A 13338-nucleotide genomic window follows, 5' to 3' on the forward strand; every position below is an offset into this window, starting at 1 on the left:
TAAATAAACTTGCACTAACTGATAAGTGTCTAAGCAAGGGTGCAAGTTATGTTTAAAACCAAGTTTACTCATTCAACAAACATTTATCTGGAATTTTATAATGATTGAAACCATTAGCCCTATGGGACGTTATTGCAAAGCGAAAATCGTTAATAATGCAGCTTATTTGTGTGGTCAGTTTTCATCAGACCTGACATTAGATATTAAAGGACAAGCAGAAAATACATTTACACAAGTGGATGAGTTGCTAGCCGAGTGTGGTACTGACAAGTCAAAAGTTGTGAGTATTCTGGTGCACCTTAATGATATAGAAAAAGACTATGTGCCATTTAATGACGCCTACGATGCATGGATTGCAGGAGATGAAGCACCGGTTCGTACTTGTGTTGAGTCAAAAATGTTTTCAGATGATTGTTTAGTCGAGTTAACGATTGTCGCTGTAGTGTGATTTATAATCTCTTTCTCTTGAATGAAATTAAAGAAAACTAATTACCGATAAAACGATTAATATTAATAATGAGCTCTGGCCTTCGGTTAGGGCTCATTATGTGTCTATATATCTGCAGTTAAATAATAATGAATAATCAAAGCCAAAATATAAATATTCTGATTTTAATCATATCACTTTTACTTACGATTAGTGCTCAAGCTGCCAATGAGTCCCAGTTATCAGATGAAATTGCTTCTGACTCGAATCAAGAGATCCCAAGTTTTGGTGGAAATACTTCTCCTCAAGGGCAGTTGTATGAAGAAAAACAAGTTGAGCCTTATGTTCGCGCTCCCCAATTAGACGACTGGTTCTCTCCGTGGAGAGAATATAAAACGAGCCTGTATCAGGAGCATGCATTCTCTATAACAGGTCATTATTCGACCATTTATCAATCCTACAGCGATGTTGACGAAGGCGATGACGACTATGGTTTTTCCGGTGATTTCCGTATCGCGGCAAACTGGGTCGTTCGAGGGGCTGGAACCGGTAACTATAGCGCAATTTCAATGATAGTGAATAACCGCCATGCCTTCTCGGATACTGCTGCTGGTGCTTTTGGCGGGTTTGGATACTACGGAATTGCAGCTGCGCATTTCGGTGATTTTGATGGGAAGTTTAAAGTACTGACTTTGACCTGGAATCAGAGCCTTAATGACGGTAATTCCGGGTTTATCGTAGGTAGCTTCGATCCCAATGACTATATGAACATCCTAGGTTACGCAAACCCGCAGACGACGTTTTCAAACCTGAATATATTGCTTGAGCCTTCAGTTGCTTTTCCGGATGTCAGCTGGGGGATAGGGGGGGGGCATTGGTTTGATAACTCAGCGTATATTGCGGCCGGGATCAATGATGCCAATGGTTTTGCCGGAGATGACTTGGCCTTTTTTGATGGTGGTGCCGAATTTTTCAAGTGGATCCATTTGGGGTGGACGCCATCTAAAGATCAACGCTACTACAAGAATATTCATCTTATGGCCTGGCATACCGATGAGCGAGAGAACTATGTTGGCGGTGCCGGGCAAGTCGGGCAGGAAGCTGTGTACGGCGTAGCTATCGGGGCTAACTGGACGTTCAGAGAAAGCTACATGCCTTTTTTCCGATTAGGTTTTTCACAGGGGAATCATGATTTTTATAATCGCTCGGCGACGGCTGGTATGCTCTACAAGTTTAAAGCCAGCGGGGACTTACTCGGGCTGGCAGTGAACTGGGGGAAGTTTGATGAGCAGGCAATCCGTAGCCGCGATTCGCAAACCACGGCTGAGCTTTTCTATCGATTTCAGGTATCAAATAATTTAGCTATCACACCTAGCGTTCAGTATCTGGTTAATCCAGCATATTCGTCCAGCGTGGATAGTATGTGGGTTACAGGGGTACGAGCACGTATCAGTTTTTAAGGCGCAATTTATTTACCACATCACTTTTACGTTTGAAGGGGGAGCGAGTTCGAATCCGGCCGTTCCGCCACTACACGAAAGCCTCGTCAGAAACAACGGGGCTTTTTGTATCTGTCATTTGACGTAAGTAATTGATTAAATAATTAATTTAAACGTCTTCACTAACTAAATCATTTTCACTCAGTCACTATTCTGCAGTCTGTTCGTTACTATCTTTCCTAAAACCTGAGTGAGTAAAAAGCAAACTAAACTAGACAATTGGCTGGAAATCTGCTCGAAGGGGTAAGGGCCACATTAACTGGAAGCAATCTGGCAGTATTGAAAGCAAAATATTGCTGAGTCTTGCTTTTTAGGCATAATGTGCACAGATATATAGGCATTGCCGTTAATGATTATTCGCTGGCGGTATAAAATATCGGCATTAGCAAACGGATCACTCTTGCCTTTATCTAGCTAAAATCATTGTTCATATATCCAATCTCGATGTTTAGGTTACATTAAGCCTTCTAACCATCGAGTATGTGAATTGAACGCTTGATTTTGGAGCAAGACCCTTCTTTTCAACACTCTCGTTTTATCGTCATTGGAACGCTGAACGAAGCTTAGCATCTCGAAACAATCGAAATGCTTTGGGCATTTCACTATACGATATAGTTAGGAAAACAATTATGATACGAAAAACCAATCTTATAACGCTTGCTATGATGGGGCTTATGGCAACAACCACGGCTTGGGCGACAGAAATTGATGAGCCCGCAGGTTCTGCCATTAATATGCTTAGTACTCTGCAAGATGTAAGCTCGGTGAACTATATTAATGCTGAATTCTTGCTTGATAACGATGTTATGCCACCCGCATTAACAGAGGTAAAGACGCAAGTTTTGAATGAAGGTAAGCGCTACTTTATAGACTTTAGCAATATTACCAGTGAGGCGGATAAGAATCGCGCTAAAAAGAAATTACGCCATAGTATAGGGGTAGCCTTGGCTGGTGATATGATTATCATCAGTGAATACAAAGGTGAATTGATGTTCTCTCAGCTAGACGGAGAAGATGATCCGAACATTACGCTGTTAGAAGCTGAACCCAAACGAGTATCACGTAAAAAACGCAGTACTTCTCTGCTCGCTAATCCAGATAATTCCATCCCAAATGTGGCTTTTTATCTCAATGCTAACCGCCGTATCTCTGATAACGAATGTAATCTGACGTGGAACACTTATCAGGGCCCGGTAAAAAGCCGGGATATGTGTAATGATGCTCATATTTCTCTGATTTACAAGGTTAACCTTCAGCGTTCGCTGCCATACGGTACGATGGGATCTGCAACGCCAGATGCTAAAATAGTTCGAATTGGTATCGATGATTCAAGCACGGGAGCAGGTATTCATCTCAATAGTGCAGTTGAAAAACGACTCTTGGCTATGCGTGGTATTCCGTGGCCAGAAGGTGGGGATGAAGCAGAGCTGGTCACAACAGCTATAGCGAGAAACTACGACTTTAACTTCAATGCTTCTAATGACAAAGCCAATATTTTAAGAACAGTGCCTGCATCAAACCTCAATGCGAATTACAGCCATAAAGAAGTATCGACATTTAATTTCGGTATCAGCGGTGGTGTTGAGGTTAACAAAGATGGCCCTAAAGCCAAGTTAGATGCCAATGCGAGTTGGAGTGAATCAAAGTGGTTGTCATTCGATACACGTGACTATCGGGTTGAACGAAGTACTAATAGTCCTAAGCATGTCGAGTTTAAATGGGCAAGAGAGCAATACCCGACTGCAGAATCCATTAAAAAGACAACGATTCACGGTTATACCGCTGGTTTGGTATTACCGGCGTATACAAGTCGGGTTAACCCAATTAGCTACGCAAGCTTTACACCTAAAATGGAGGTGATTTATCAAGCAGCACCAACGGCAACTGGGACAACAACGTTAACCATCGATTCAGCGGTAGATATTACAGGCTTTAGATACTATACAAATGTCACAGGCTTCTTTGGTGTTCGTACTTATTACTCCAAAGACAGTGATAATCAGGTTAAACGAGTAAACAAGAACGTGAGCTTTGTGGTTGACTGGGATCACCCGGTATTTACTGGTGGTCGTCCTGTAAACTTACAGTTGGCAAGCTTCAATAACAAATGTATCTCTGCTGATTACCAACAAAATCTAACAGCTCAAGAATGTAATGAAGATGACTTCCAGCAAGCTTTCATTTACAACAGCATGGGACAATATGTTAGCGCACAAAACACTGAATTATGTTTAGATGGGGAACAGCTAGATCAACTTCAAACATGTGGTTCAAACCTAACTCAACGTTGGCAGTGGAAGGAAGGAACCAATAAGCTACAGAATCTGTTTACAGATGAATACTTAGGGCATAATAAAACCACAGGTGAGTTGAGTTTGATTTCTGCTCAAAGCAGCGATATCAATATAGATACGTACTCTTCTTACGTTAATGTATTTAAACAATCATCAGTACAAAAAAATTAACGTCTAAAGTTAATGTAGCCTATTAAAGCCAGTGGTTTAGCTGGCTTTTTTTATGAATACTGATTGAAAAAGAGATGGCTGCTCGCAATGAGGGACAAGACCTGCCCCTCGTTTATTGATAACCTCTGTTGGGCGCAAGCAATATTCGGTACAAACTGCAGCGAATAACTTGTCATAATAAGAAAATATTCAATTTATGTTTGAGTATTTTGAGGTGTGTTAGTTGTCGAGTCAGTTTGCTTTCCCGCCTCTAAAAACAAGATGAAAATGATTGTGAAGATTGGCATATGACCGACAAGTTCCTCTATTCCCGATAGCAAAAAAGTAGTCGTGAATATGGCCAGCAACAGCCCGTAAATTATTCGGTTTGCAAGGTTAGCTATTAGTAGTAGCCCGATTATCGTTTCACTGATCCCGACAAATAATACGAAATGCAAGTTGCTGACCTGGGGAAGGTTCAGTAGCGGGAAGAAATTGTAATACTCATTCTGGTTGATAAATGCCAAAGCCATGCCGGGAAGCATAAGCTTGTTGTGAACACCCAATTCTAATAACTGAAGTCCTAATCCAATTCTAATGAGGTTAACGGCTATTTTTCGCCACTGATTTTTATCTTGTCCCCATGATTTACAGAGTTGGTAGTCATTTCTGTTCAGGCTCGGACCAATAAAGAACAATGATAGCCCGACGAACAAGAATTCAAACAGGTAATCAAGTGCAATAAAAATGGGAAAGAAAAGTAGTAACGCTAACGAGGTGAGCACAATGGCGATGCCTGTCAGACTGACAGAGACAGCCATAACGACAATCGCCGCAGCTTGAATGATAACGCCGTATAACGCGAACTGTGGAGATAGGTAAAGGTTCGGGGCAAGAAACTCGCCTTGCAGCAGGTTCACTGCTAGGTAGCAATTTATGATGAGTACCAGAAAATACCACATCCATGGATGGGATGTTATTACAGTCTGAGTTAATCCCACTTTTAGTGGACGAGGCAGGATTGGGACACGGGAGAAAAGTGTCGCAAAAACAAATAGGCTGAGTGTTGTTATTGTAAGTACTAATGCGATGGTATCGAAAGGAAGCCTGACATCTGGGTTAGTGCCATCGGGAATAAACCATCTTACGTGGGCATAGCTGGAGTGACTAAACCCTAGAAGCCCTATGCAAGCAATACGACTTAGCCAGGACGAATGTATTAACCATGAGGTATGTCTGAGCCATAATGAGTAGAGAAATAAGTGTGTTCTGTTCATTATTTTGCTCTCCAGAAAGAAAAACTTCATGATTTATCTGATTTATTCATCGGTGCTATTTTCGGTGAGCGCCAAGAGAAATGCTTCGAGCTGTTTAATTTGATAGGGTAATAACTTCAAAGCGTTTAAATCGTTATGACGTCCAAAAGGTGTGGCAGCACGGTTGTAATAGTTGAGTACTTCGTTCAGCGTACTGAATTGACCCGCATGCATGTATGGGGCTGTCGCCGCAATGTTCCTCAGGCTAGGTACTTTAGTGGCCCCTTCTAGTTCACCTACGCCCCTTTTGCTATAGAGCAGTTCTTTGCACTGAGTTGGTTCGCTGTCGCTATATAGGCTGAGACAGTTGAATGGATCCGCAAGTGCTGACTCGATACCGGCCAGTCGTCCTTGCTGAGCGGCAGAATGAGGCTCGGGAACGACTGTTACATGGAAGTCGCCATTCGTGAGCAGTGGGCCGTTATGGCAACGAAGGCACTGTGCTTTTTCGCTGATAAATAGCTTAAGCCCAGCAATTTCATTTGCATTTAATATGGCTTTTTCCGCAGCACCTGATGGTGCCGATATTTGATCGATATAACGATCGAAACGGGCCTCTTGGGGCCATAGAGTTGCTTGATAAGCGGCAAGAGACTTCCCGATATTTGCATAGACACGATTAATTTCTGTTTGTGTTCGAGTGCCTAGTTTTTGCCAGCTTTGTTGTTCACCAGCGGATTGGCTGATCGGTGAAGCTTGAGCCGGTAAATCACTACTCGTTAACTGGGTTGGAAAATAGCCAAAAATCGCCTGATAAAGCTGGGGATACCTGTTTAGCACGTACTGGACATACTGGGTACGAGTTCCTCCGTGCTCAAGATGGTTTTCTAAAGGTTTCAGTGCTTGCGCCCAGAGGCTATCAGCACTGCCATCTAGCATGTACCAGTTGAAACTAGCGCCCCCTAACAGTGAGGGAACTTGTTTATCTAACGTGATTTCACTGTCAGGTGCCAAGGTAAAATAGTAGTCAGGCTGGTGGCAGCTCGAACAGGCAATCTGTTTAGATCGACTTAGCTGGGTATCGAGAAAGAGGAGTTCCCCTAGTTTGGCCGCTTCGGGGTTATGAAGATACGTATTCGAAGGATCACTTATTTCCCATTGACGAGGAAGACGTAAACTTTGAATTAGCGCTAATTCCTGATTAGTCCAGGTAGTTGCTCTCTCAGAGGGGGAATAAGCTGTTGAACCAATAAATAGTATTATTGCGCTTGTCATGATAAACAGTATTGTCTTATTTTGTGTTTTCATGATCGAGATCAAATTTAATAATAGGGTGGAATTGAGGGCTAGATTTTTCATTAATTAATTCAATTTGCCTATCATGTTAAACTTGAAGCCATCAATAATATATTCACCGTGTTTAGGTTCATTAATTAGTTTTGGTTGCGTTGGCAAGCCATGCTGGTGAGCCGGCATACCACCTGTGACTTGAAATGTCATCCCTTTTACTGGCTGTCCAGACGGGGTGGTAATATGAATAACCCATGCATGGATTTTGTTAAGAGGTAATGGTAATTCAATGGGTTGTGCGGTTATTGTGTAATGGTTTGTATGTAGAGTAATAGGGAAGCTTGATGAAGACCAAGACGGGGTATTCATCAATACAAGTAATATAACTACCACAAATTTATATAACACAGTAACCTAGCTTTTTATTTTTTAATTATTGTTTGAAGTATTGTACTCAAATCTAATTTGGTCAAGAAATAGGAGGAATAGCTTTCAGGTGTTTATTTTGTAAAGCTGTTAATTGGTTTTTGGTCTTTCATGGCCTCGCACAAAGTTTTTTTAAATTATTACTTTTATTGTTATTTATGATTGAGTGTTAGCTTGAATTATGCCGGTAGCGGCTGTGTTTCCCCTATTAAAATAATTATCAAATAGTAATTTGAATGATATTTGATTCAGCCTATTTTTCTTATGACCACCAAGGTTATGGTTATGCCATGTGTGGATTAGATTGTTGCCTATGGGGACTGTGACGTTTATCCCCACATGCCTGACTTGGCTGGGTGTACAGTGCTTCCCTGATAAATGAGCCCGTCAGCCCGATCACCGGCAAGCAGCAGCGGGCCGTCAATATCTACCCAGCGTGCTTGCTGTGCCAATAGCAGGGCTGGAGCCATGGCGAGAGAGGTGCCAATCATGCAGCCGACCATAATGTCAAAACCTTGGCTTTTAGCCTCTTTCATCAGCTCAAGCGCTTCTGTCATCCCGCCGGTCTTGTCTAGCTTGATGTTGACGATCTGATAGCGCCCTTTAAGTTGGGGCAGGGAACGGCGATCAATACAGGATTCATCGGCGGCAATGGGGATAATTGGGTCAATAAGTTCTAAAAGGTGATCCTGTTCAGGCGGCAATGGCTGCTCTACCATCTCGACCCCAAGCTTTGCCAGCTCTGGCAGGTACTCTTGTAGCTGCGCTAGACTCCAGCCGGTATTGGCATCGATGACCAGCCGTGCATCAGGTGCGGCGGTACGGACGGCCGCTACTCGCTCGATATCACCCTCGCGCCCAAGTTTAAGTTTTAATAGCGGGCGGTTTTTATTTTCGGCGGCCATAGCAGCCATATTTTCAGGGCTATCTAATGACAGGGTAAATACTGTGGTAACAGGCTGAGGAGGGTGCTGTAATCCAGCGAGCTGCCAGCCTGTTGTTTCCTGCTGCTTGGCTTCGAGATCAAACAGGGCGCAGTCCACGGCATTACGTGCACAGCCGGCGGGCATTACTGTCAAAAGCTCATGGCGAGTTGCGCCGTGCTCGATCGCCTTACGGGCTTTCTCGATTGCTTGGGTTACCGAGGGGTAACCCGGCTCAAACACATCGCTGCGTTCGCACTCGCCGCGGCCGATAATACCGTCCTGTTCAATTTCGACCACAACGACTTCACCATGTAGCATTGGTGCCATCCGGGAAATGACGAAGGGCTGCTTGAGCGGCCACTTTTCGATTGTTACTGACAATTTTCGCATGCTTATTTCTCCAGCTCGTCGACAATGGCGGCGACGCCGGTTCTGACCGGATCAACAACGGGAACCTTGTATTTATTCTGATAGTAGGCAATCTCAGTCAGTGCTTGTTGTTCATTCAACATTGAAGTGTTTAAGGCAATTCCGCCAAGTCGAATATTGGGCTTGGTTAATCCGCCTAGCTCCAGATTGGTTTTAATCAGGCTATCGAAGTCCAAGACGGGATAGCCTTCCAGATCATCCATTTGAGTACGTCCGACCTCATGGCATAGGATGATCACATCGGCTTGTGCGCCATGTAATAATCCAAGGCTTACCCCCGCATAAGCCGGGTGGAACAGGGAGCCCTGTCCTTCAATAATGTCCCAATGGTGTTGATCATTAGCGGGACATAGTTGTTCGACTGAACCGGCAGTAAAATCTGAGATGACGGCATCAACGGGCACACCTGCCCCTTCGATTAAAATGCCTGTCTGCCCTGTGGCTCGGAATGTTGCGCTAATATTTCGCTTTTCCATCTCTTTGTGGATGGCGAGGGCGGTAAACATTTTTCCGACACAACAGTCACTGCCTACCGTTAGCAGGCGCTTACCAGAACGGGGCCGTCCGTTTCCGCACTTTAGGGTTTGCGGCGGGGTGCGAACATCTAGTAGTCGGCGGCCGGTACGTTTGGCGACCATAACCAGATCATCAATATCGTTGAGATGAACATGAAGTCCGCTGGCAATATCCATACCGGCTTCCATCGCTTCTATCAGCAGGGGAATCCACTGCTGGGGCAGCGTGCCTCCTGTTGGCGCCAAGCCAAGTATAAAGGTTTTGGCTCCTGCTTCAGCAGCTTCTCTGATTGACATGTCAGGTAGGTTCAAATCGGCTTTGGCATTTTCTAGGCGCATTTGCGCCAGACATTTCTCCGGACGCCAGTATGCTATTCCCTTGGCAACCTTGGCCATTAACAGGTCTTCGGCATCGCCCAGAAATACCAAATATGGTGTTTTTAATGCGTAAGTTGTCATGGCATTGTCCTTTTGGTGCTGAAGTTAATATGGAAAGTGAAGTCGGCGAAAGCACAATAAGATGATTGTTGTCAAAATGTTATGGTACTACAAATGGATATTAATTATGCTATTCATAGCGAATCGCTATGTGTTGGTTTTGTTTTTAAATGAGGCATGCGACATGCTATCTCCTCAGGAACGTTTGTTACGAAATTTGGATTGGAACCTGCTATACACGTTCATCACCATTGTTGATGAAAGCAGTATTACCGGTGCGGCGCGTAAACTCTCCCTGAGTCAGCCGAGTGTGAGTAATGCCTTAAAAAGGCTGGAAGATCATTTGGGAATGCAGTTGATCACAAGACGAAAAGGAGAGTTTTCGCTTACTTACCAAGGATTGCGGGTGTATGAATATGCTTCTTCGGCCTGTGGAATTCTTTCTCATATGGCGGAGCAACTGTCGGAAGATGAAGAGGCGGTTCAAGGTGAGATAAACATACAGGTTGCCAGTCATATCCACTGTCCGCCTTTTGACCGGACATTAGCGCAGTACCACCAGTTATATCCCGATGTACTCATGACGGTTAATACTTACCCGAGCGTAGAGATAGTCCGGGCGGTAGCTGCCGATGAATTGCACATTGGTTTGTGTAATAAGAAAATCTCACAGACAGGGTTACGCTTTGATCTGCTGGGGTATGAGCAGTTGGCGTTCTATTGCGGCAGTGAGCATGGCTTGTTTGGCAAAACTGAGTTGAGCTTGGATGAGCTCAGCGGTCAATCATATATCTCGTTTGAAAGTGATCAGCCTGGCGAAGGTTTAAGTGCCATTGCTCAACTTCGAGCCGAACAAGCTCTGTGGGGAAAGTTGGTCGCGGTCTCCTCCAATGAAGAAGAAGTCCGCCGCTTGATCTTGGCTGGGGTAGGGGTGGGGGCCTTAAGCGTTGAAGGGGCGAAACCTTATGTTGAGCAAGGACGATTATGGCAGTTGCCGCCCTATGAGCACTTGCCGATCGCCGAGCTGTACCTGGTGACGCCAGACAATATTCCTTTGAGTGATGCAGAGCAGCGGTTTGTTGCTATGCTGCGACAAAATCTGCAAACTTCCGTTCATGAGCTCTATTTTGCATCACAACAGGTGTGAGCAACTATGGTATTAGCAATATGAGGTCCCAATGTAGAGCTTGCCCCCTCTGATTCCCAGAAATTAAAAGTTGCCATTTTTTAAATCTTGCCTGAATTTGAAGCCTTCTTCACTAGAGCCGATAATTTCGGTAACGACGCCGATAGCTTCTCGTGTATCGAAGTACCCCACGCGCAATATCGGTAGCTTGAAATCTTGAATCAGCGGGTATCCAGCGTCTTCCATATGCTTCGCTGCGGCATCATATTCCGAGTCATCAAGCCAATAGGCGATATGCTGAACCGAGTTACCATGCTTTTCCAATGCCTCATCGAACATACTCACTCCAGATATTGGCTGAATTAGCTCAATTTGTGTGTCTCCGGCATAGGCAATATATAAATGAAACACCCAATCCGCGGGTTTTCCGAGATAGGTACCTGCCGTATCGACAGCGCTCAGATTCTCCATACGATAAAACTTCTCGATTCCTACTGTTTCGACAAAGAATTTTTCCGCCGCTGAAATATCATTGACTACCCAGGCAATTTGGCAGAACGCTGGTGCTAGTAAAGGACTTTTCATTATAACGGTCTCATTTCAATGGCGTCACTCGGTGTAGCTTAAGACGTGCTTGAAAGTAAGTACGACAAAGCCGCCTAAATTGATGTTTACTATTAGCAAGCCTAGCTTCTGTCTTTATATCTCCAAAACCGGCAGGTGAAAGTAGTTTATTGAAACCAAGAATTTGCTTGTTATTTATGGAACCACGATCCTTAAATGGCTGATAATTTGGCTATTATGACTGGTATCTTTAAGGTGACGGTATCTAGAAAGTGGCTTATTGATGAGGGGGCGCGCATGGTGGTTTATTTCGGCCACAATATAACGGGACGAGGAGTTGGTTACCTCTTGGGAAAAGAAAAGGCCTCCAGTCAGGAGGCCTTAATATCTATACAATTTCAAATCCAACTAGGCTGGTGCCTATGATTTATATGACTCAGGCTGATTAACTTTCAGCAGGTGCCGTAACAACGTCTTGTGCAGCTTCGCTGCTTTTAAGCATGATGCGGATAATGCGAGACGCCATCAGTGCCACAACAACCATCACAACGGCCAGAATAGTCAGGGTGCTGAAGTAGCCGCCGTATACATTCTGTACGATTTCTTGAGTGATCTCCTGGCCTTTTTCTAGGGCGATTGAGGTTGAGAATACGGCACCAACAATACCACTCAGCGCGATAGCAACCGAGAACAGGCTGACAGAGAAGTTTTCAATGTGCTTCGGTGCAACCGACAGGATAAAGGCAACAACCATACTACCAACGATAACTTCAGCAAGCGCCTGGAAGAAGTGGATTGCCAAGAAGACTTCTGGGCGAATCACTACATCCGGACCTACTGACATTACTGCAGCGGTAAGAATGCCAAACGCAATGGCAGTAAGGATAAATGCAAAGCCTACTTTAGTCGCTGTCGAGAAATTGATTTTACGTTTCTCTAGTGACGAGAATGTCATTGCAATCAGCGGGCCGCCCACGATACACCAAAGTGGGTTCATTGCCATTGATGCTTCAGGAGCAATAGGGATGAAGCCGAACAGATCACCACGCATTGTATTGATAGTTACCATGGTCATCGATGTCATCATCTGCCCGTAGTACACGAAGAAGGCTGTTGTTAGCACGGTCATGATCAGGATAGTTCCCATCTTCAGCGCATCGGATTTATTGGCTTTAATCATCAACGAGATAAAGTAGCCGATTGCCGCTGCTCCGATGACATAGACAATGTTCTTACCGATATCCATGTTGGAGAACATGAAAAATACCAGTCCAATCATTGAAAGAGAAATACCGATAAATGCAGCCATGTTCTTAGGGCTTACAGGCTGTTGATCAATATCAGCGCCAACGGATAATAATGGTTTGCGAGAAATAACCAGAATCACAAATGCGATGAATGCCATAGAAGCAGACAACATGAAGCTGCCATTAAACCCAATCGCTAGAACGAACATCGGGAATAGGTATTGTCCAAAGAGTGCACCGATATTGTTAACTGAATAGTTAACCGGATAGCCATTCTCGAACTCTTCTTCAGTAGTAAACGTGCGCTTAAATAGGCTCGGATAAGAAGGAGACATCAGGCCTCGGGAGTAACTGGCCAACGCAATACCTACAAGGCTTAGTGATATGTTTGTTGTTGAGGCGCCCAATACCAGTAGGGTATATCCGGCTGCAAACCCACCATAGGCGAGTGTTAGAGAGCGATATGCTCCCAAGAACTTATCGGCGATGAATCCGCCGGCGATAGCAAATAGAGGCCCTATAGAAGAGAAAGCACCTACTACCATCATTGTATCAGCTTCACTATATCCGAGGTCTTCTAAGAAGAATCGGGTTAAAATTACCATCACGCCGTAAAATGATAGGCCAAACATCATTTGGCAAACCATCATTGACTTATTAAGTCTATTCCACATAACTAGGTCTCTTTGTCTACGGATAAAAAAAGGTAAAAATTGTAAGAATTTATAAATGCGGACTGATAGTACCATTA

The 13338-nt window shown here is 44.1% G+C and carries 11 protein-coding genes; 4 read left to right on the forward strand and 7 right to left on the reverse strand.

Annotated elements, in window-relative coordinates; all coding sequences use genetic code 11:
* Positions 1-100 precede the first annotated feature (100 nt).
* From MD588_RS21755 to MD588_RS21765, 3 genes are all read left to right on the forward strand, one after another.
* Positions 101-448 carry a RidA family protein gene (locus tag MD588_RS21755; RefSeq protein ID WP_265699839.1) on the forward strand — a complete coding sequence of 116 codons (348 nt, stop codon included), beginning with the start codon at positions 101-103 and terminating at the stop codon, positions 446-448.
* A 128-nt stretch (positions 449-576) separates the two neighbouring features.
* Positions 577-1887 carry a carbohydrate porin gene (locus tag MD588_RS21760; RefSeq protein WP_265699840.1) on the forward strand — a complete coding sequence of 437 codons (1311 nt, stop codon included), beginning with the start codon at positions 577-579 and terminating at the stop codon, positions 1885-1887.
* A 668-nt stretch (positions 1888-2555) separates the two neighbouring features.
* The gene (locus tag MD588_RS21765) at positions 2556-4391 is read left to right on the forward strand and encodes a leukocidin family pore-forming toxin (RefSeq protein WP_265699841.1); all 1836 of its coding nucleotides are present in this window, start codon (positions 2556-2558) and stop codon (positions 4389-4391) included.
* A gap of 194 nt (positions 4392-4585) precedes the next feature.
* Here MD588_RS21765 and MD588_RS21770 read toward each other — a convergent pair whose 3' ends face one another.
* From MD588_RS21770 to dgcN, 5 genes are all read right to left on the reverse strand, one after another.
* The gene (locus MD588_RS21770; RefSeq protein ID WP_265699843.1) at positions 4586-5647 is read right to left on the reverse strand and encodes a hypothetical protein; all 1062 of its coding nucleotides are present in this window, start codon (positions 5645-5647) and stop codon (positions 4586-4588) included.
* Positions 5648-5689: 42 nt separating this feature from the next.
* A complete protein-coding gene (locus MD588_RS21775; protein WP_265699844.1) occupies positions 5690-6985 on the reverse strand; it encodes a cytochrome-c peroxidase in 1296 nt (431 codons plus the stop codon).
* Positions 6986-6988: 3 nt separating this feature from the next.
* Complete coding sequence (locus MD588_RS21780; protein ID WP_265699877.1) at positions 6989-7285, reverse strand: FixH family protein; 297 nt, start codon at positions 7283-7285, stop codon at positions 6989-6991.
* A 386-nt stretch (positions 7286-7671) separates the two neighbouring features.
* Positions 7672-8658 (reverse strand): N-acetyl-D-Glu racemase DgcA, encoded by a 987-nt coding sequence (dgcA, locus tag MD588_RS21785; RefSeq protein ID WP_265699845.1) that lies wholly within the window; start codon positions 8656-8658, stop codon positions 7672-7674.
* A gap of 2 nt (positions 8659-8660) precedes the next feature.
* Entirely contained in the window at positions 8661-9671 is a 1011-nt protein-coding gene (dgcN, locus tag MD588_RS21790) for an N-acetyltransferase DgcN (RefSeq protein WP_265699846.1), read from the reverse strand.
* 163 nt (positions 9672-9834) lie between these two features.
* On the opposite strand from dgcN, the gene MD588_RS21795 reads away from it, so the two are divergent.
* Positions 9835-10797, forward strand: a complete 963-nt coding sequence (locus tag MD588_RS21795) for a LysR family transcriptional regulator (protein ID WP_265699847.1) — start codon at positions 9835-9837, stop codon at positions 10795-10797.
* A gap of 63 nt (positions 10798-10860) precedes the next feature.
* Here MD588_RS21795 and MD588_RS21800 read toward each other — a convergent pair whose 3' ends face one another.
* A complete protein-coding gene (locus MD588_RS21800) occupies positions 10861-11361 on the reverse strand; it encodes a VOC family protein (protein ID WP_265699848.1) in 501 nt (166 codons plus the stop codon).
* A 424-nt stretch (positions 11362-11785) separates the two neighbouring features.
* Positions 11786-13261: a peptide MFS transporter gene (locus MD588_RS21805; RefSeq protein ID WP_265699849.1), complete on the reverse strand. Its 1476-nt coding sequence runs from the start codon at positions 13259-13261 to the stop codon at positions 11786-11788.
* Positions 13262-13338 lie beyond the last annotated feature (77 nt).

Source organism: Photobacterium obscurum, assembly GCF_026191635.1.
Classification (GTDB): domain Bacteria; phylum Pseudomonadota; class Gammaproteobacteria; order Enterobacterales; family Vibrionaceae; genus Photobacterium; species Photobacterium obscurum.